Raw genomic sequence first — 18938 nt, forward strand, 5'->3', positions numbered from 1 at the left:
AAATCATTTTAATTATTTTTAAACAATAACAGGTACTTGGCGTAACAACTGACCTGCAAGCGTATCAGGCATCTGACCTGCCAAATGATTAAAAGGCACAAACGCTTGCCCAAGCCGATGGTCAACCACCGCAGAAAATACCGCTTGCACATCTTCAGGCGTCACTTCATTAAAACCACCCAAATACGCATACGCTTGTGATGCGTGTTTTAACGCTAACATTCCACGTGTTGATAGCCCATGATAATCACGACTTTCACGCGTTTTGGTAACCAAACGCTGTAAATAATCCACCACAACATCCGCCATAAACACTTGTTTTACCTGCGATTGAGCCGTTAGCAAATCGGTCATGCTTAACATTGGTCGAATATTTGCCAACATTTGTCGTCTATCTGTACCAAGCAATAACTCACGCTCCGCATTCGGCGAAGGATAACCGAGCGACAAACACATCAAAAAACGGTCAAGTTGCGACTCAGGCAACACAAACACCCCTGATTGTTGAGTTGGGTTTTGCGTGGCAATCACAAAAAACGGATTGGGCAACGCACGGGTGATGCCATCTTGCGATACTTGGCGTTCTTCCATGGCTTCTAGCAACGCCGACTGGGTTTTTGGGCTAGAGCGGTTAATTTCATCTGCCAATAATAGCTGGCAAAAAATAGGACCTTCTTTAAACTCAAACGTGCCTGTATCGGTTTTGTACAACGAAATCCCTAAGATATCCGCAGGGAGCATATCGCTGGTAAATTGCACACGGTTAAAATCCAAGCCTAAGTGATTGGCAATCGCATGAGCGAGCGTAGTTTTGCCCATGCCTGGTAAATCCTGTAGCAACAGATGCCCATTGGCAAGCAAACAGGCGACCGACAATTTCACCACTTCGGCTTTGTCTAATACAATTTGGTTAATGCTGTGAAGCATGGCTTGAAATTGGGTTTGTAACATTTCTTGGCTTTTGGGGCTTTCTTGATTTATTTGGTTCGTTTGGCTTGTTAAGTTTAGCTCGTTCATAGTCATCCCAATTTTTTTAGATTTAATTAACAATCAATTAAACAAAGCGACAAATTTTTACAAAAATAAGGTATCGTAAACTTATCTAGTTTAACAAATTTTGCTAAAAAATAGTGTTATGATTGTGTAGGCGTGCGAATAAACAGATAAATAAAAAGGATAAACCATTTGATTATCCTTTTTACTTATTTTTTAGCTATTTTAAAGTAGATAAATAGGCAATAATATCTTGGCGGGTTTTGGCATCGGCGATGGGTTCAGACCGCATTCGTGTACCATTTACCGCTTGTTTTGGATTGGCAATATAACGCTCAAGCTGTTCGGCTGTCCATACGATTTGGCTATTTTTTAACGCATCGGTGTATTGATAGTCGTTTAATAATGCCACTTTTGCCCCATAAATTCGTGAGAGTTGTGGGCCTTTGTTATTGCTACCGACTTCTAGGCTGTGACATTGTTTGCATTGTTTTTCGTAGGCGGTTTTGCCTAGGGTGGCATCGCCTTGGCTATAAACAGGCAAGGCAACAGGCGGTCGCTCGGTTGGCGGTTGTTTGTGGCAAGCGGTTAGACCTGCCATTCCCAATAACACCGCCAACATTGCACGTTGTTTTGCTAAATTGAAACCAAATTTTGAAAAATTCACGACCATGCTTATGCCTAATTATACCTACTCAGTTACGCCTGTTCAGTTTGGATTTTCATTTCTTCGCTAGGTTCTTGTAAATAATTACCTTGCAAATATTTCGCCCCCACTGTCCAAGCGGCTGACATGGCGGCAGGGTCTTGAATAAATGCCATCAGACTGTTCGCACCGTGTTCATGAATTTGGGCAATCAATGATGAAATGGTCGCCACGTTGTCGCTATTTTCCAAGTCTTTGATATAACTACGGTCAAGACGCACGATATTGGGTTTAATAAAATCCAAAATTTCCATTGAGTTCACTGCTGAACCAAAGCTATATAAACCAACATCACAGCCGACTTGTTTTAACATTTCGGCTTGTTTTTGTGCCATTGCCATATAGTCGTTTACCATCGCTTCGCTAAACTGGAGTGTGATACGCCCTGGTTCGCTACCGCCGACCGCTTGTAATAATTTACTGGCAAAGGCTGGCAAACTTTCGTCCGTCAATGATGCCGAACTTAAATGCACCATGATACGAGCAGTTGGATCTACTTCAGTACGATAGCGTTTAAGGTTTTTACACGCATTAATCAATACCCAACGGTCAATTTTATCCATTAAACCGTGTTCATTGGCAACGTGCAAAAATTTATCGGGTGTCATGAGCGTACCGTCGGCTAATGGTAAACGCAAGAATACTTCAAATAGGTTACTAATATCACGTTCAACGTCATAAATCGGTTGATACATCAAGGTAAATTTGTTGTGTTCAATCGCGTTTCGCAAGGTTTCTAACAGTACCGCATCGTCTTCGCTGGCAAAGGCAGACGGGTCATACAGATAAAACACATTGCCGTCCGCATTGTCTTTGAGTGCCAAGCCAATCGCTTGTATCACACGATCAATAATCACAGGGGCTTCAGGCGATGTGTTGTTAATCATGGTCGCACCCACAGTAACCGTGGTTTTCACCGTTCTTGCACCAACTTCAATCAAGGTTTCAGCGATTTGTGCGACGATTTGATTGCCCAAGTCTTCCACCTGTTCTTGTGGCATATTTGGCAAAATCAACATAAATTGACTATCGCTAAATCGGCTGACATAGCCTTTGTCCACTTTGTCTTCACCGACAATCGTGGCGACTTTTTGTTTTAACAAGTTTGCAATGGCAATCACGACACTGTCCACGCCTTGAATACCAAGGCTTGAGTTGATTTTACCAATATCATCAATCCGCACACTTAACACGCCTGCCAACAAGCCTTTTTGTACCACGGCTTCACGGATGCTGGTCAACACTTGTTCAAAACCACGGCGGTTAAAGATACCTGTTAATTGGTCAATCCGCTCCATTTGTGCCAATTTTTTGGCAAGTTCGGCATTATTACTCTCATCAGGTTGGATAATTACTTGTTGACATGGCTCACCTTCGTAGGTCGCCGCTGCCAGCTGTAATTTTGCATCAAAGGTTGAGCCATCTTTTCGCACCGACTCAAACTGAAATTCCACGTTTTTACGGTTGCCTTTTTCAAAATCTTTTAAAAATGTTTTAAAATCTTTGATATTATTACTGGCAATCAAGTCAATGATTGGCACACCCATTAAGTCGTCCATGCTCTTAAAGCCGAACATTTCTAAATACGGCTCATTGGCATAAATGTGCAAACCTTCTTCCACATAGGCAACCGCACTCTTGGAGTTTTTAATCAAAATATTAGCACGTTGCTCAGCATCTTTTAGCACTTGACGAAGTTTGGTTAAATCATCACGAAAACACCGTTGGCGGTGTTCTTGATATATCCGTAATGCCATTTCCATAACACGGTCTTTTGGTAAAGCATCGACTGCACCCCAATACTCATACAACGGCAAGGCGACATCGGTTTTATCACCATCTTGCACCATTTCAAGTTTGGTTTGTTCTTTGGCATCAAGGGTTTTTGCATTGATACCATTTTCTGGAATAAGGCCAATCATTGGCAAATCTAACGCATGCTCTTGGATGATTTTTACCACCTGTGGTACATTTAAATCATACGCCTTGCCCATAACAAGCACATCCCACGACTGACGCAATAATTTTAACAGCTCTTCTTTATCATCCAAAAAGCCTAAAATTACTTTCTTATAATAATTTTCTTCTAAAACATCAATCAATTGTTCGGCATATAGCTGATTGTCATCAATAATCAATAAATTTAAGTTATCAGGTTGTTTCATACCATTTCCAAAATTGACAAAAATTAGTTGTTAGTAAGAACCTGTATTCACAACCTTACGCAATTAAAATTTGTTGTAAAATTAATAAATAAAAGTTTGCTTTTGCATGAAAATTGGCTAAATCTTGCTTTTCTGCGTCAAAAACTTGCTTGATAGAATCACTATCAACCTGCGTTTTTTCCTTAAAAAGCGGGCAATTTATCGCATTTTTCATTGCAAAAATGTTATGAATACAGGTTCTAACAACCAATCTTATAAAAAATAAAAGCCCCATTATAAATCAAGTTGGGACTTTTTGCCTAACACAATTTTATTTTTTCGGTTTAAAAGGTTGATTTTATAGGTTTATTGACCAAATTCGTTAAAATCCAAACACACGTTTATTGTACACGGACAAAAGCGTACTCTTCTATGTCATCAGTCATATTTAATCGTTCGGTTAAGCGAATATTTACTTCTTTATTGTCAATTCGCATAATCAATTTTTCATCCAGTTGATAACCAAAACGGGCCATCAGAATGCTAGTCACAGGGCGGTTAAACTCGGTATTTTTAGGAATCATTAACGCAGGAACAAAATGCTGTGGACGCGTGCCTGCATTTTGTAACCGCACGCCACACGGTATCACCCCACGCCCAAACAAACGCACCATCACATCAACGTCTAGGACTTTTTGTTGACCTTCGGCAAAGATTTGGTTAGTTTTTGGACGTTGTTCCAACGTTTCAGCATAGCCTAATTGCCACGTTTTATTTGGGTCATCTGCCAAACGGGTTGCCACCATTGAGCCAACTTGCAGTTGACTTAACACTGTCATTTCGCTACTACGGTGTAAGCTGTGTTGCACATCGACGGTTTGATTGTACACCATGGGATTGGTTAAATGGTATTGATGAAAATTGGCTTCTACCACATCCACCAAAGTCGATTTATTCAGCTGATTTTGCGGTTGGCTACGTGGACGTAGGCGTTCTGGCAACTCATTGGCTTGAATGAGATTGCCTAGACTTGTTTTATTTGCCAACATATAATGAATATGATAAAAACCGACCACCGCTTGACATTTGCCTGATGCACCGCCTAGTTTTTCAGGTGTGGTTAACTGTTTTTTAATATTTTCCAACATAATTTTGGCAAAACGCTGTTGGATTTTATCCTCCATATCGTCGCTGTGTTGCGATTTTACAATCACTTGTTGCAAGGTATTAACCAATTTTGAAAAACTGATAAACAAACATTCGCTGTCTTTAGAAAATGGATTAAACGCCACGCCTGCGTGCAATAACTGTGGTGGCTGATTGGATTTTAAGTTGATAAATAAATACGGTTTCTCCGCCAACTCACTCGTCACAATCAGCTCTTTTTGCCAATCGTTACTCATTTTTTGCCACATCAAAATATCAGGACGGCGACAGGCAGACGGGTTAACCACTTCACTAAACAAACATTGATGATATACCGCTTGCATTGTCAAAGGTTTACCATTTGCCATACCTGACTGCCCAAATAACGGCAAATGATACGCCACATTTTCCCAGTGATTGCTCAGCATAAAATGATAGCACGCATTCAGCCATTGCCAAATCACTTCGGTATTTTTGCGATAGCCGATTTGTTTTTCAAACAACGCTTGACGAAGCAGACTCATCATACCGTAGAGGCATTGTTTGACAATTTCATCTGCAGATTTTCCACCGCCTAGCCCAAGTAACGAACCGATGCCTTTTTTTTGGGCAAGCTGTGGATTTGCCACCACTCGTTGCCACACGCTGTTATAAAACATCACGCCCAAATAATGTACCGAAATTGTCATATCCAAGGCTTGTTGCTGGCTCTCGTCCAAAATCCCTGATTGATTTTTATAAATCTGATGCAAACTGGCAATCAACCGCTCCGCCACTTTATTGACCGCAACAAACAACTCCAAACGTCTATATTCATCAATCTCCGCACGCATCAGCTGATTTATCACCGTTTGATAAGACGCATACATTTCCGCGATATTTAAGCGGTTAAAGTGCATCTGCCAATCCACCAACTTTTCACCGCCATTACCAATCATCAGCGTGATGTTTTCACTGGCGATAACGCTTGATTTTCTTAAAAAATCACCCAAATTTTTATCATTAATCATAGTGCAATTCCTACTTTTTTGGTAAGTTATACTTTGTTAAAGTTAACCCTAGCCTACCATTACCTTAGCCTACCACTTAGAGCCTATCAACTACAAAAAATTGTCCATAAACGCTAAATTTTAGCAAACTTTTGTTAAAAATGTTACTACTATCTAACGTTTTTTGGTTGTAAAATTGTTATTAAAAACTTGTTAAAAAACCCTAAATAAAATCAATCGCTTAAAATAGATTGGTTCTGTTCATACAAATTAATCGGCGTTTTAAACGGCTCGTTCGGCGTTTCTCGCACCAACTTTGGCACTAAATAACCTGCACATTTTGCCAATAATTGCCAATAAATCGCCACCGCTTCGGCATCGTCAATATAAAAATGGCTTGCTCCTGCCACTTTGTCCAAAACGTGCAAATAATACGGTAAGACACCTGCTTGCCACAGTTTTTCACTTAAATTTGCCAAAATATCAGCATCATTGTTAATATTTTTTAACAAAACAGTTTGATTTAACAAGGCAATTCCTGCCAGTTTTGCTCGTTGTAAATAAGAAATCGTCTCATCATCTAGCTCATTTGGATGATTGGCATGAATGACCAACACAATTTGACAACGGCTTGACGACAGACGCTTTAGCAACGCATCGTCAAGCCGATTGGGAATGACGACAGGCACTCGGCTATGTAGCCGAATGGTGCGGATTTGCGGTATATTTTCTAAGGTATCTAAAACCGCAAATAAGCGTCTATCGCTCAAAGACAAGGGGTCACCCCCACTCAAAATCACTTCGTTGACATCAAGATTTTTTTCAATGTAATCAACAATAGTTTGCCAATCGTCTGCAATAGGTAAATTTTCTTGATAATCAAAATGCTGTCGAAAACAATAGCGACAATGCACCATACACGCCCCTGTAATCGGCATCAGTACCCGAGAGCGGTATTTGTGGATAATGCCCTTGGTAGGATTGGCAGATTTTTCCGCAAGTGGGTCGGTAACAAACCCCGCCGTTTGTACTGTTTCGGCAAAGGTGGGTAAAATTTGCAATAATAAGGGGTCGTTTGGATTGCCTTTTTGCATTTTTTTCACAAACTTTTGTGGGACTTTTAACGGAAAATCGCTCATTTTTTCACCAACATTTTTTTCGTCTGTTTCGCCAAAGACTGTTTCAACAAAATCTGCAGGCAAATCGAGCATTTTTGCCAAGCTTTGCTTGTCATTAATGGTATTGACAAAGTCGCTTTTCCAATTGCTTTGCCAATTTGGGCTATCGTCTGTAATATTAGTAATGTGAATTGGCAGGTTTGGCATAAATTTTTCCGTTGGTTTATCTGATTATTTTTGAGTTTTGTACAATTTTTGGTGCGGATTATTTGAAATCGTGGTTAAAATTGGTTATTATATTGTGTTTGTAATTTTTTACAAGTCAATTACAACTAAACGATTTTATTTCTCTTTTTTGTTAGGAAAGTTTATGGCTTCTTACTCAACCAATGAATTTAAAGCTGGCTTAAAAGTCATGCTAGATGGCAACCCATATTCAATTTTGGAAAACGAATATGTCAAACCCGGTAAAGGGCAAGCCTTTAACCGTGTGAAAATGCGTAACCTAAAAACGGGTAAAGTACTAGAAAACACCTTTAAGTCAGGCGATAGCCTAGAAGGTGCGGACGTGGTGGATACCGAAATGAACTATCTGTATAACGATGGTGAGTTTTGGCATTTTATGCACCCAGAGAGCTTTGAACAGCTACAAGCAGACAAAACTGCGATGGGCGATGCGGTCAAATGGTTAAAAGAAAATAGCAATGAAGTGTGTACCATTACGTTGTTTAATGGCGTGCCATTAAGCGTGTCTGCACCGAACTTTGTTGAGCTAGAAATCACTGAAACCGACCCCGGTTTAAAAGGCGATACGTCTGGCGGTGGTGGTAAACCTGCCACGCTAGAGACAGGTGCGGTGGTACGTGTGCCATTGTTTGTACAACAAGGCGAAAAAGTGAAAGTTGATACCCGTACTGGTGAATATTTGTCTCGTGTGTGATTTTTAGCTTTCACTTAATAAAAAAATGACAACGACTTGGTTGTCATTTTTTTTATATAAAAAGATTGCAAAAAACTACATTTTCACCAAAAAGTTGTGCTAAACTGCTAAAAATTTCACCTTAGATTTTATTAAGTTTTAGCAGGTATCTTATGCAACTCACCCCGCCTGACAGTTTAACCCAAACACCGCCAATCACTCTAGAAGCTCCAACCGCCGTCAGCAACATTTCTCATGATGAAGCCGACAGTATGGTAAAACTTGACCAAACAAAAGTGCCAGAGCTGGACGCCAAAGTCAATGAATTTATCCAAAATGTATTAGCAAATCCTGTACAAAGCCCTGCGTTTAACGACAAAGTCAACGCCATTCATCAGCTTGGTAATGCCGAAATCCGAGCGTCTGCCCAAATTTCTAACCGAATGCTAGACCGCCCTGCCAAAACCATGGATAAAACCTTGTTTGATAATTCACCGATTGCCAAATCGCTGACCGAGTTGCGTGGCATTGTGGAAGATTTAGACCCAAGCAAACAAAGCACTTTATCAGGTAGTCGCAAGTTTTTGGGCATTATTCCCATGGGCAACAAAGTCCAAGATTATTTTCGCAAATATGAAAGCTCACAGAGCCATATTAACAAGATTATTGAAAGTTTGTATCATGGGAAGGACGAGCTACTCAAAGATAACGCCAGTATTGAGCAAGAAAAAGTAACCATGTGGACAATGATGCAGTCCTTGCGTCAATACATTTATGTTGGCAAAAAAATTGACGAACAGCTTGAACAGAAAATCTACCAACTCGAAGCCACCGACCCTGAAAAAGCTCGGATTGTCAAAGAAGAAATGTTGTTTTATGTACGGCAAAAAAACATGGATTTTCTCACCCAATTAGCGGTCAACATTCAAGGTTATCTCGCCCTTGACATGATACGCAAAAATAATTTGGAGCTGATAAAAGGGGTGGATAGAGCCACGACCACCACGGTTTCTGCGTTACGCACGGCGGTCATGGTCGCCCAAGCCATGAATAGCCAAAAGCTGGTATTAGACCAAATTAACGCCTTGAACACCACAACCAGTAGCTTGATTGAAGCCACATCCGCCATGCTCAAACGCCAAACAGGACAACTGCATGAACAAGCCAGCACCAGTGGCGTCCAATTAGAAAGTTTACAAAAATCGTTTAATCATATTTATGAAACCATGGATGCGATTGATAAATTTAAACATCAAGCCTTGGACAATATGCAAAAAACCGTGAATAGCTTGAGTAATGAAGTTGACAAAGCCCAACATTATCTGGACAGAGCCAACCGCCAAACCATCAATGACATTAGCACGCAGTTAAAAATTGATGATAAACAATTAGGTGATGTGAAAATTTGATAAATTTTTAACAAAAGATTTTAAGCAAAATAAAGAGGTAAGTTAAAATTAACTTACCTTTTTTTATGAATTTTTGACCAATTTAAAAACTTTTCGGGTCTTTTAATTCATCATGCCCATCGGTGTCAATGGACGGTTGTGGAATGGCAATCCCCACCGCACACGGGTCGTCTTGGATAATTTTTGGGGCAGATTGATAACGGCTAATCACTTCGTTGCCGTTCGCATCTTCACCAATCACATATTTGAAGCCCTTGCGATTAAAACGATTGACCGCACGCTGATACCAGCCTGCAAAGCCTGTGGTCGGTGCATTCGGATTATGATAAAACGCATTCATCACCGCAGGCAAGCCCAAACCACACACCACACCCGACAACAGTACCACAATAAAAGTATATCCGACCAAATACGCACTATATGGCTGTAACTGTGGCACATTTGACACAGATAAAATCAACGCCAGTGAAATGCCACCACGCACCCCACCCCATGATAAAATCGTCAAACTTCCATTATAGCTATATTTTTTTAAGTGTGGAAATAGGGCAAAGGATAAAAAATTTGCCAAAAAACGGGCAATGTGCAAACACACAAACGCCACAATACCACCAAAAATCAGACTTGCCGACAAATCCAAAATAAATAGCTCAAGCCCAATCAAGGTAAACAAAAACGCATTAATAATGCCTTCAATGGCATGCCAAAAATGGTTAATCTCATCAATCTCCTCTTGACTACGGATTTTATGCCATCGATTACCCACAATCAAACCGCCAACCACGCAAGCAATCGGAGCAGACGCATGGGCGTACAACGCTACCAAATACGAGCCACACGCCAAAAATGCCGTTGTCAAAATCAGCGACTCCATCTCATGCTTGCCTGCCAAGATACGTAACACCGCCTGACCAAAAAACCACCCAATCAGACCCGCTACCACAATCTCATAGCCAAGGGTTTTGAACATTCCCAACGCACTAAACTCACCACCTTTAATCACACCCAAAATCGTCATAAACAACGCAATACACACCGCATCGTTAAACAGCGACTCGCCTTCTAGCTTAATCATCAAGTGGTGTGGGGCTTTTACCGAACTTAACACGCCCTTAATACCAATCGGGTCAGTTGCCCCAAGCCCAGCACCGAGTAGTAACAGTATGCTCATGGGAATCACATGATTAGACAACCATTGAAAACCAAACATCAAGCCTGCAAAAAACACCGCACACAAGCCTAGTGCTAAACTTGCCAAAATGCCAATCGGTTTCCAATAATTTTTTAAATCCGACACCTTAAACTTTAACGCTGAAGCCGTCAAAATAAAACAAATCACCCCATTAATCAAAAAATCGTAAAAATTAATCTTTTTAACCGCTTCTTCAATATGGTGAATGTTAATCGTGATAAACTCACTGCCGTTTAATAAGCTGGCACTCCACTGCAAAATAAATACAAGCACTGCCGAGACAATCGGCACACCAATCGCCTGTGGAAAGCCCAAAATCCGCTTGTTAAACATGGTGGTAATCACCGATAGCGAACATACCGCAACCAAGACTTGTAATAAGAAAAAATTTCCCATAATTACCAACTTTTTAGCAAAAAAATCATAAAAAACGCTTAAAAACAATAAAAAAAGGCAAAAACCCGCCAGTTAACGAATTTTTCTATTATGTAACGAAACATTAAAGATTGCAACCAATTTATGCTTTTTTTTGCCATTTTTTGCTTTATTTCTAATCAAATTTAACAGATTGTGAAGACTAAAACCAATCGTTCCATTTACTAAAGCAAAATTGAAAAATGCGTGATTTTTTGTTAAAGTGCGATTAATTTTTAACCTTAATTTTTACAATGAATAATTAGGAAAACAACTGATGCCAACAAAAAATCTACATCTCGTTAATTTTAAACAACTAAAACTTGAACAATTACAACAACATATCAATGATGCATTAGAAAATGGCACAGCATTTTTAGCCATGCTCAATGACGAGCCGACCGCAAAAAACAGCCAACAAGCATTGAACGATATTACCGCCTTTGAACACGTGAATATCGCTTTAGACCGCAGTTGGGGCTTGTTGTCGCATTTAAATAGCGTGGTCAGCAATGACGAAATCCGTGCGTTGCACCATGAAATGTTGCCAAATGTCAGCGAATACGGTACAAAAGTTGGGCAAAATCTAGCTTTGTTTGGTCGTTATCGTCAAGTAATTGATGATACAGCATTTTTTAAACAATTAGAACCTGCTCGTAAGCGGGCGTTACAATTAGCACTACAAGGTTTTAAACTATCAGGCGTGGCGTTGGACGATGTTAAAAAAGCTGAATTTGCCAAATTAGCCAACGAACTTTCTACCTTATCGGCAAAATTTTCTGATAATTTATTAGATGCAACTCAAAGTTATTTTTTACCATTACTTGATAATCAATTAAAAGGATTGCCACAATCTGCCCTTGCCCTACTCAAAGATGCAGGCGAACGCTACCACGAAAAAACAGGAAAAACCACCCCAACCCAATATGTCGCAACGCTTGATATGCCTGTGTATTTGGCGGTAATGACCTATGCCGATGACCGAAATTTGCGAGAAACGCTATACAAGGCGTATGTCACTCGTGCATCCGAACACAGCGAACAACCGCAATTTAACAATGCCGAAATTATGACAGCAATTTTGGCAAAACGTGAACAAAAAGCCAAACTGTTGGGCTTTGACAATTTTGCTCAAGTGTCGCTTGCCACCAAAATGGCGGACGATGTGGCAACGGTGGAACAGTTTTTGCGAAATTTAGCCAAAAAAGCCATACCATATGCTAAAGCCGATTTAAAAACTTTGCAAACAGAAGGCTTAGCGTTTGATATTGACGAGCTAAAACCGTGGGATACCGCTTATTTGGCGGAAAAAGTGCGTGAACGCAAGTTTAACCTGTCGCAAGAAGCGGTACGTCCATATTTTCCACTGCCAAAAGTGATTGACGGTTTGTTTAATATTGTTCAACGGTTGTACGGTATTGCTATCGTGGAAAAAACCGCTGAGGTACAACGTTGGCACGACGATGTACGCTTTTACCAATTATTTGATGAAAATCAAACACTTATAGGTGGTTTTTATTTTGATTTGTATGCACGGACAGGCAAGCGTGGCGGTGCGTGGATGAGCGGTTTTCAAGCTCGTTACCAAAATGCCGAACATCAATATCAACAGTTGCCCGTTTGTTTTATGGTGAGCAATTTTACGCCCCCACTTTCTAATAAACAGCTTGGCGACAAACCAAGCTTGCTAACCCATGATGAAGTCTTGACATTATTTCACGAATTTGGACATGGCTTGCATCATCTTTTGACCGAAGTCAGTATTTCTGACGTAGCGGGCGTGAATGGCGTGGAATGGGATGCGGTAGAATTGCCAAGCCAGTTTATGGAAAATTGGGCGTGGCATGCCGATGCGATTGCGTTAATCAGCGGTCATGTGGACACAGGCGAACCGTTGCCCATGGCGATGTTGCAAGCCATGCTCAACGCCAAAAACTTCCAAAGCGGTATGCAGACGTTACGCCAGCTTGAATTTGCCTTGTTTGATTTGTTGTTGCACGCTAGTACGCCAGCCCTTGATTATCAAGGCTTGCTAACCTTACTTGACCAAGTGCGAGATGATATTGCCGTGATGCCAACCACCGACTATAACCGTTTTGCCAACAGTTTTAGCCATATTTTTGCAGGGGGTTATGCCTGTGGTTATTATTCGTACAAATGGGCGGAACTTTTGTCGGCAGATGCCTTCGATAAATTTGAGCAAGACGGTATTTTTAACACCGTAACGGGCAAGCAATTCCGTGAGCAAATTTTGGCAAAAGGTGGTTCTCGCACGGCAAAAGAGAATTTTGAAGCATTTCGTGAACGCCCTGCGGATATTGAAGCCCTATTGCGTCATTCGGGTTTTTATGAAGAAATTTTGAGTGACGATGTGAAAAATTCGCAGTCGTGGTAAAAGGAAAAATCATGCGATACCAATCTAACCGCCCCAAACGCCAATTTTTGGCAGGGGTAAAATGCCCACGATGTAACGAAATCGACAAAATCGTTCAAGTAGAAGTTTTTGAGCCGATACCTGATGAATACATTGAATGCGTGGCGTGCGGACACACTGAACGCCGACCCACGCCTGGCCAGTTGCCTGTCATTCAACAGCAAAATGCCCATGATGTCGGCGTGGTAACTTTTAAATAAATCGGAAATAGACTAAAATAAAATAAACAAAAGTTGATAAAATTTTGAGTTTTATCCTTTAAGTAAAAGATTGTTTCATTTTATCCTAAAATTTAGGCAAAATATTGTTAAATGCTACTGTTTTTTGCTATAGTATGACATAATTGCAAAAACTTGTAATAACGAGTTTTTTATTCACAAAATTTTAAAAATTGGTAAAAAATTATGAGCGACATCAACCGTAACCAAGACCCAATGGACGAATTTTCATTAGACGCATTAGATTTAGACAGCTTAGACTTAAGCGAAACGCCAACCACCAATGCGTTAGACAGCAGTTTGGATAATAACGCCTTAGATTTAGATGCGTTTGATTTGGACATGATGGCGGAGTCACCAGCCACACCAACGCCACCTGCTGATAATGGCAACGTTACGGTAGACTTTGACGACTTTGATTTTGACGACCCTGCAGGGACAAATAACCCCACAGACAATGTAGCAAATAACGTGGCGGACATGGATTTAAGCACGCCTGAGTTAGATGTGGCAAGCCTTAACGAGCCTGACTTCACTGCAGATAATCAGCTAAACAAAGCCCCAACACCAAGCTCTGATGGCATTTCTGATAACATTGATGATTTGGATTTAAACGATTTAATCGCCCCAACGGCGGTTGCAGGAGCGGTCGGTGCAGGGGTGGCAAGTATGGCAAATAACAGTACGCCAACGCCAAGCACGCCAGCTACGCCTAAAAAACCTGCAAAAAAATCGCTATTTGGCGGTCTTGGTAGTAAAAAAGCCGATAAAAAACCTGCCACACCAAAAGCAGATAAACCTGCAAAAAAACCATTATTTGGGGCAAAATCCGACAAAAATGCAAAATCAGCCGATAAAACCACTTTGGTAAAATCACCAAAAACTGCAGGCAAAAAGAATAACAACTTAATTTACGCCTTATTAGCCGTCGTAATTTTGGGAGCATTGGCATGGTTCTTGATGAACCAAATGGGCGGTAGTGAAGAGCCAACCCCAACACCAGCACCTGTTGCCACCCCTGCTCCAATACCAGAACCTGTGGCGTCAGTGGCATCAGCTACCGCAAGTAGCATGGCGAGTACTACGAGTGCAACCGCAAGCGCGACGTCAGCAACTGACACCACCGAAGCAACCGCAAGTGCCACCGCATCAACGCCAACAGTTGCAAGCACTGAACCTGTGGTAACTGCCGAAGAAATCTTAAACGCGAAAACCCCTGAAGACCCTGCCCTTGCCAAAGAAGAGATTGACCGTTTGGCAGAGCAAGCCAAGCAATTAGCGGAACAAGAAAAAATCATTGAAGAACAACTAGCAATGATGAATGAGCTATCTAGCAAAAAAGAAGAGCGCATCAAGCTACTAGAACAGCAAATTGCTCAACTTGAACAGCAAAAAGCCCAAGAAAAAACAGGTAAAGCTCAATAATCGTCGTTGTATGTTGACTTTTTCTGATAAAAAAGCCTTGTTTCAAGACCGCTACCAAGCGTTAATTTTGCCCGTCCCTGTGTCGGGCATTTTTCGTCATCGCTTGCTACTTCGCACGCAGATGCTATATCCTGAATTTTATCAGACTTACCGCCAAGCCTGTGAACGTAGCGAGTTGGAACTTGGACAAAATTTAATTTATGAAATAAAAGACATCTCAGGCATGAGTGTTACCAGTGCAACCGCTCGCCCAAAATTTATCGTGGCAATGGCGATTACCGAATTTGCCGAAACTGCTCCGCATTTAACTTTTATCAAGTCTTGTTTACAACAGTTCGAACCGATTTTACAAAGCCGGGGGCGTTATGATGGACTTCGGCGAGTGGCGATGTTGGCAGATGATGCGTTGATGTTACCTGATAACGGTGATTTTGGGCATGATATTTTACCGTTATTGGAACAATATTTACAGCCTGTTAGTAGTTTAAATGCGGTGATTTATCGCTGATTTTTGAGTATGTTTAATAACTTTTTAGTAATGCAAGTTTTTGATAAATAAGAAAATTTATGAAAATTTTAAAACGTTTGTTATTGATTAACAGTTTGGCTTTGTTAAGTGTGCCTAGTTTTGCCGAGAGTTTTTACGTCAGTCCTGCTTATTTTGAGAGCAAGGATTACTACAGCAAGTGTCAAGACAAATGTCCGAGCATTGAATATCAATTTATCAATACAGGGCATGATTGGCTAGATAATCAGATTAACAAAGACATTATCGGCAATATGGCGTTGCTCAGCTATGACAAAGACAGTGCAGAAAATAAGCGGTGGCAAGCGTTTTTTGCCAATAAAAATCCGACGAAAGCAGGGCTTATCAATCAGTTAAACGTGGCGATTGACAGCGTGGTGCAGGAAAATGCTGAATTTTTGCGTGAGCAAGAAGGCACAGCATTACGCTTTTCGGTGTCATCACAACCAACGTATTTGGGACATAAATCGCTAAAAAATGGCACAACTTTGGAGCTGTTTAGCGTGTTTACCGACCAATACACAGGTGGGGCTCACGGCATGGTGTGGGAGCATTATTATGCGTTTGACATGAAAAATAAAAAATTGTTGAGCCTTGATGACATTATTTTGCCCAATAAACAACATTTACTTAAACAAAAATTGCACGCTGAATACCAAAATTATTTACGCAAACATGAGATTGACCCCAAAGAATTCGAGACTTGGGAATTTTTTGTAACTGATAATTTTCAATTTGACCAAAGTGGCATTACCTTTTTGTATCAGCCATACGAAATTACGCCGTATGTTATGGGAATGCCAGAAATTCAGTTAAATTACAAAGATTTAAGTGGAATTATAAAAGCGGAATATTTAGATTAAGCATAAAATAATAGGAAATAATCATGCAAGTTACCTTAGATTTTGATGATAATTTATACCAAGATTTGCTCCAAAAAGTTGGCAAAGACAATTTAAACCAATTTATTCAAGCGGTCATTCGTCCACAATTATATGTTATGGATTATTTTAAAAAATCTAATGAAAATATTAAAGAAAATCTAGTAAATGGGTTAACTTTGCAACAAAGACAAGCCCAATTACAACGACTGGCTAGCAGTTGGCAAGGGGATTTTGAGCGAGAGCAACCCATGCCAACCGAGAGAGAATTTTTGCTATGACAGGTTTTTTGTTAGATACCAATGCTTGCATTTTATTTTTAAATGGCAAATCCGAGCCTTTACAACAAAAAATTACGCAAAATTTAGCGGATATTTATTTGTGCGACATTGTGATTATGGAATTGTTTTATGGGGCTTATAAAAGCCAACACGTTGCAAAAAACTTAGCAAAAGTTGAAAGTTTTAGCAAAATGTTTCCAATACTCACTTTTAACGAGCAAATTGCAAAAATTTCAGGGGAAATTCGTGCAAATTTAGCCAAACAAGGCACGCCGATTGGGGCTTATGACGTACTTATCGCAAGTACCGCTTTGTATTATGACAAAATCGTCATCACCCACAATGTCAAAGAATTTAGCCGAGTAACGCCGTTAGCATGGCAAGATTGGCAAATGGAAAATTAATGCAAAACTTAAAACTCATAGACACCCACACCCATTTTGATGTACCAGCGTTTGACATTGACCGAGAATTGCAAGCCAAACTTGCTTTTGACAATGGCGTTAAACATCTGATTTTAATCGGATTTTTAGCAAAATATTTTGGGCAAATGGTGACGTGTCAAACCCAAATCCACGGCTTTATCCAAGCCCACAAACCTAGCCCTATCGCGCATTTGGCATTTGGTCTGCATCCGTTTTATATTACTGAGCATGATGAAAATGATTTGTTACTTTTGGAACAATTTATTAAACAATATCAAAGTGTTGCGATGGGTGAAATTGGCTTGGACACCTTTAGCGATGAAATGAAATTACCGCAAAATTATGCCAAACAACAAGATTTTTTTATTAAACAATTAAGCATAGCTACTCAATACAAACTACCTGCCCTACTGCATATTCGCAAGGCTCACGCCGATACGTTGCAGATTTTAAAACAGCAAAAGTTTCAGCACGGCGGTATCGCTCACAGCTTTAGTGGGGGTATTCAAGAAGCAAAAGCATTTGTCAATTTGGGCTTTAAAATCGGGATTACAGGACAGATTACTAATCCAAATGCCAAAAAACTGCGAACCACCGTGCTAGAGTTGGTAAAAACCGTAGGCGTTGACAGTCTTGTGATTGAGACAGATTGCCCTGATTTTACCCCAATTTGTTGTCATCAGTCGCACGGACGACGCAACACACCTGCCAATTTACGCTTTGTACTAGAGGCGTTAAGTAGTTTATTAGACATAGATAAACAAAAACTTGCCGAGAAACTTTGGCAAAATAGTATCCATGTTTTGCCAAATTTGGCTAAAATGAATATTTAGTTTCTTAGACAGACAAAAATGACCGATTTACAATATGACCGCCGATTTGCAGGCACAAAAAAATTATATGGCGAGCATAATTTTGCCAAATTTGAACAACTCCACGCGATTGTGATTGGTGTGGGTGGCGTGGGTTCGTGGGTTGCCGAAGGCTTGGCACGCACAGGCGTGGGCGAAATTACGTTGATTGATATGGACGTGTTGGTAGCAAGTAATGTCAATCGTCAGCTTCCTGCGATCGATAGTAACTTTGGTAAAGGCAAAATCCAAGCCATGGCACAGCGTATCGTACAAATTAATCCACTTATCCGATTAAACTTGATTGATGACTTTTTAACTGTAGATAATATAACATCGCTCATTCCCAATAAAGAAAGCCACCAAACCTTACGACAACAGGGAAAACAGCTTGTCGTATTAGACTGCGTAGATGACATGAATGCAAAACTGGCGATTGCGTTGCATTGCCGTTTTAACAAATTAAAGCTCATCATGTCAGGCGGTGCAGGCGGTAAAACCGACCCAACCTGTATCACGGTCAGCGATTTAAAAGACACATATCAAGACCCATTACTTGCCAAGTTACGCCAAAAACTGCGTGAAAAAGACATTAATCGGGCGTTAAAAGAAAAATTTGGCATCAAATGCGTGTATTCTACCCAAGTGCCAATCGTGGATAAATCGTGTCAAACAGGGGGCTTACATTGTGGTGGCTATGGTTCCGCTGTTGTCGTCACCTCAGTTGTGGGCATGACGATGGTGGCCGAGGCCTTAAAAATGGTTTAAAAACTCATTATATTATAAAAATTATTTTGACAATTCTAAATTTTTTTAAAAGTTGGTATGTAATTTGCAAATTTTTTAGTAATTAGGTGCCAGCATTAA

The 18938-nt window shown here is 40.4% G+C and carries 17 protein-coding genes; 11 read left to right on the forward strand and 6 right to left on the reverse strand.

Annotation, left to right across the window (positions count from 1 at the left end; genetic code table 11):
- Window positions 1–18: 18 nt before the first annotated feature.
- From A3G3_RS0112105 to epmB, 5 genes are all read right to left on the reverse strand, one after another.
- Window positions 19–1017 (reverse strand): AAA family ATPase, encoded by a 999-nt coding sequence (locus tag A3G3_RS0112105; RefSeq protein ID WP_019520787.1) that lies wholly within the window; start codon window positions 1015–1017, stop codon window positions 19–21.
- 196 nt (window positions 1018–1213) lie between these two features.
- Window positions 1214–1666, reverse strand: a complete 453-nt coding sequence (locus A3G3_RS0112110) for a c-type cytochrome (RefSeq protein WP_019520788.1) — start codon at window positions 1664–1666, stop codon at window positions 1214–1216.
- A gap of 26 nt (window positions 1667–1692) precedes the next feature.
- Window positions 1693–3864 (reverse strand): EAL domain-containing protein, encoded by a 2172-nt coding sequence (locus tag A3G3_RS0112115; RefSeq protein WP_019520789.1) that lies wholly within the window; start codon window positions 3862–3864, stop codon window positions 1693–1695.
- Window positions 3865–4244: 380 nt separating this feature from the next.
- Complete coding sequence (locus tag A3G3_RS0112125; protein ID WP_019520791.1) at window positions 4245–5999, reverse strand: hypothetical protein; 1755 nt, start codon at window positions 5997–5999, stop codon at window positions 4245–4247.
- 212 nt (window positions 6000–6211) lie between these two features.
- A complete protein-coding gene (epmB, locus tag A3G3_RS0112130; RefSeq protein ID WP_019520792.1) occupies window positions 6212–7303 on the reverse strand; it encodes an EF-P beta-lysylation protein EpmB in 1092 nt (363 codons plus the stop codon).
- Window positions 7304–7466: 163 nt separating this feature from the next.
- Here epmB and efp point away from each other — a divergent pair, with 163 nt between their 5' ends.
- Both efp and A3G3_RS0112140 read left to right on the forward strand, forming a co-directional pair.
- Window positions 7467–8036 carry an elongation factor P gene (gene efp, locus A3G3_RS0112135; RefSeq protein WP_019520793.1) on the forward strand — a complete coding sequence of 190 codons (570 nt, stop codon included), beginning with the start codon at window positions 7467–7469 and terminating at the stop codon, window positions 8034–8036.
- Between the two features lie 152 nt (window positions 8037–8188).
- Window positions 8189–9424, forward strand: a complete 1236-nt coding sequence (locus tag A3G3_RS0112140) for a toxic anion resistance protein (protein ID WP_019520794.1) — start codon at window positions 8189–8191, stop codon at window positions 9422–9424.
- 82 nt (window positions 9425–9506) lie between these two features.
- Here A3G3_RS0112140 and A3G3_RS0112145 read toward each other — a convergent pair whose 3' ends face one another.
- Window positions 9507–11012: a cation:proton antiporter gene (locus A3G3_RS0112145; RefSeq protein WP_026213042.1), complete on the reverse strand. Its 1506-nt coding sequence runs from the start codon at window positions 11010–11012 to the stop codon at window positions 9507–9509.
- A gap of 295 nt (window positions 11013–11307) precedes the next feature.
- On the opposite strand from A3G3_RS0112145, the gene A3G3_RS0112150 reads away from it, so the two are divergent.
- The 9 genes from A3G3_RS0112150 (at window position 11308) to A3G3_RS0112190 (ending at window position 18839) form a co-directional block, all read left to right on the forward strand.
- Window positions 11308–13425, forward strand: coding sequence for a M3 family metallopeptidase (locus A3G3_RS0112150; RefSeq protein WP_019520796.1), 2118 nt, complete (start codon window positions 11308–11310; stop codon window positions 13423–13425).
- Between the two features lie 11 nt (window positions 13426–13436).
- Window positions 13437–13664 carry a YheV family putative metal-binding protein gene (locus A3G3_RS0112155; RefSeq protein WP_019520797.1) on the forward strand — a complete coding sequence of 76 codons (228 nt, stop codon included), beginning with the start codon at window positions 13437–13439 and terminating at the stop codon, window positions 13662–13664.
- Window positions 13665–13868: 204 nt separating this feature from the next.
- On the forward strand, window positions 13869–15107 hold the full coding sequence (locus tag A3G3_RS14160) for a FlxA-like family protein (protein ID WP_019520798.1): 1239 nt from the start codon (window positions 13869–13871) through the stop codon (window positions 15105–15107).
- Between the two features lie 10 nt (window positions 15108–15117).
- Entirely contained in the window at window positions 15118–15615 is a 498-nt protein-coding gene (locus A3G3_RS0112165) for a hypothetical protein (RefSeq protein WP_019520799.1), read from the forward strand.
- A 59-nt stretch (window positions 15616–15674) separates the two neighbouring features.
- The gene (locus A3G3_RS14165; RefSeq protein WP_019520800.1) at window positions 15675–16496 is read left to right on the forward strand and encodes an RsiV family protein; all 822 of its coding nucleotides are present in this window, start codon (window positions 15675–15677) and stop codon (window positions 16494–16496) included.
- A gap of 23 nt (window positions 16497–16519) precedes the next feature.
- Window positions 16520–16795, forward strand: a complete 276-nt coding sequence (locus A3G3_RS0112175; RefSeq protein WP_019520801.1) for a hypothetical protein — start codon at window positions 16520–16522, stop codon at window positions 16793–16795.
- The gene (locus A3G3_RS0112180) at window positions 16792–17199 is read left to right on the forward strand and encodes a type II toxin-antitoxin system VapC family toxin (RefSeq protein WP_019520802.1); all 408 of its coding nucleotides are present in this window, start codon (window positions 16792–16794) and stop codon (window positions 17197–17199) included. Before A3G3_RS0112175 ends, A3G3_RS0112180 begins: the two co-directional genes overlap by 4 nt.
- On the forward strand, window positions 17199–18053 hold the full coding sequence (locus A3G3_RS0112185; protein WP_019520803.1) for a TatD family hydrolase: 855 nt from the start codon (window positions 17199–17201) through the stop codon (window positions 18051–18053). Before A3G3_RS0112180 ends, A3G3_RS0112185 begins: the two co-directional genes overlap by 1 nt.
- An 18-nt stretch (window positions 18054–18071) precedes the next feature.
- Window positions 18072–18839, forward strand: coding sequence for a tRNA threonylcarbamoyladenosine dehydratase (locus tag A3G3_RS0112190; RefSeq protein WP_019520804.1), 768 nt, complete (start codon window positions 18072–18074; stop codon window positions 18837–18839).
- Window positions 18840–18938: the final 99 nt, after the last annotated feature.

Source organism: Moraxella boevrei DSM 14165 (assembly GCF_000379845.1).
GTDB lineage: Bacteria > Pseudomonadota > Gammaproteobacteria > Pseudomonadales > Moraxellaceae > Faucicola > Faucicola boevrei.

What these genes read in the sequence shown, in the direction of transcription:
- A3G3_RS0112175 (WP_019520801.1), top strand. Translation starts at nt 16,520, where the DNA reads ATGCAAGTTACCTTAGATTTTGATGATAATTTATACCAAGATTTGCTC.
- epmB (WP_019520792.1), bottom strand. Translation starts at nt 7,303, where the DNA reads ATGCCAAACCTGCCAATTCACATTACTAATATTACAGACGATAGCCCA.
- A3G3_RS14160 (WP_019520798.1), top strand. Translation starts at nt 13,869, where the DNA reads ATGAGCGACATCAACCGTAACCAAGACCCAATGGACGAATTTTCATTA.
- A3G3_RS0112165 (WP_019520799.1), top strand. Translation starts at nt 15,118, where the DNA reads ATGTTGACTTTTTCTGATAAAAAAGCCTTGTTTCAAGACCGCTACCAA.
- efp (WP_019520793.1), top strand. Translation starts at nt 7,467, where the DNA reads ATGGCTTCTTACTCAACCAATGAATTTAAAGCTGGCTTAAAAGTCATG.
- A3G3_RS0112140 (WP_019520794.1), top strand. Translation starts at nt 8,189, where the DNA reads ATGCAACTCACCCCGCCTGACAGTTTAACCCAAACACCGCCAATCACT.
- A3G3_RS0112150 (WP_019520796.1), top strand. Translation starts at nt 11,308, where the DNA reads ATGCCAACAAAAAATCTACATCTCGTTAATTTTAAACAACTAAAACTT.
- A3G3_RS0112155 (WP_019520797.1), top strand. Translation starts at nt 13,437, where the DNA reads ATGCGATACCAATCTAACCGCCCCAAACGCCAATTTTTGGCAGGGGTA.
- A3G3_RS0112115 (WP_019520789.1), bottom strand. Translation starts at nt 3,864, where the DNA reads ATGAAACAACCTGATAACTTAAATTTATTGATTATTGATGACAATCAG.
- A3G3_RS0112185 (WP_019520803.1), top strand. Translation starts at nt 17,199, where the DNA reads ATGCAAAACTTAAAACTCATAGACACCCACACCCATTTTGATGTACCA.
- A3G3_RS0112105 (WP_019520787.1), bottom strand. Translation starts at nt 1,017, where the DNA reads ATGAACGAGCTAAACTTAACAAGCCAAACGAACCAAATAAATCAAGAA.
- A3G3_RS0112180 (WP_019520802.1), top strand. Translation starts at nt 16,792, where the DNA reads ATGACAGGTTTTTTGTTAGATACCAATGCTTGCATTTTATTTTTAAAT.
- A3G3_RS0112190 (WP_019520804.1), top strand. Translation starts at nt 18,072, where the DNA reads ATGACCGATTTACAATATGACCGCCGATTTGCAGGCACAAAAAAATTA.
- A3G3_RS0112125 (WP_019520791.1), bottom strand. Translation starts at nt 5,999, where the DNA reads ATGATTAATGATAAAAATTTGGGTGATTTTTTAAGAAAATCAAGCGTT.
- A3G3_RS14165 (WP_019520800.1), top strand. Translation starts at nt 15,675, where the DNA reads ATGAAAATTTTAAAACGTTTGTTATTGATTAACAGTTTGGCTTTGTTA.
- A3G3_RS0112145 (WP_026213042.1), bottom strand. Translation starts at nt 11,012, where the DNA reads ATGGGAAATTTTTTCTTATTACAAGTCTTGGTTGCGGTATGTTCGCTA.
- A3G3_RS0112110 (WP_019520788.1), bottom strand. Translation starts at nt 1,666, where the DNA reads ATGGTCGTGAATTTTTCAAAATTTGGTTTCAATTTAGCAAAACAACGT.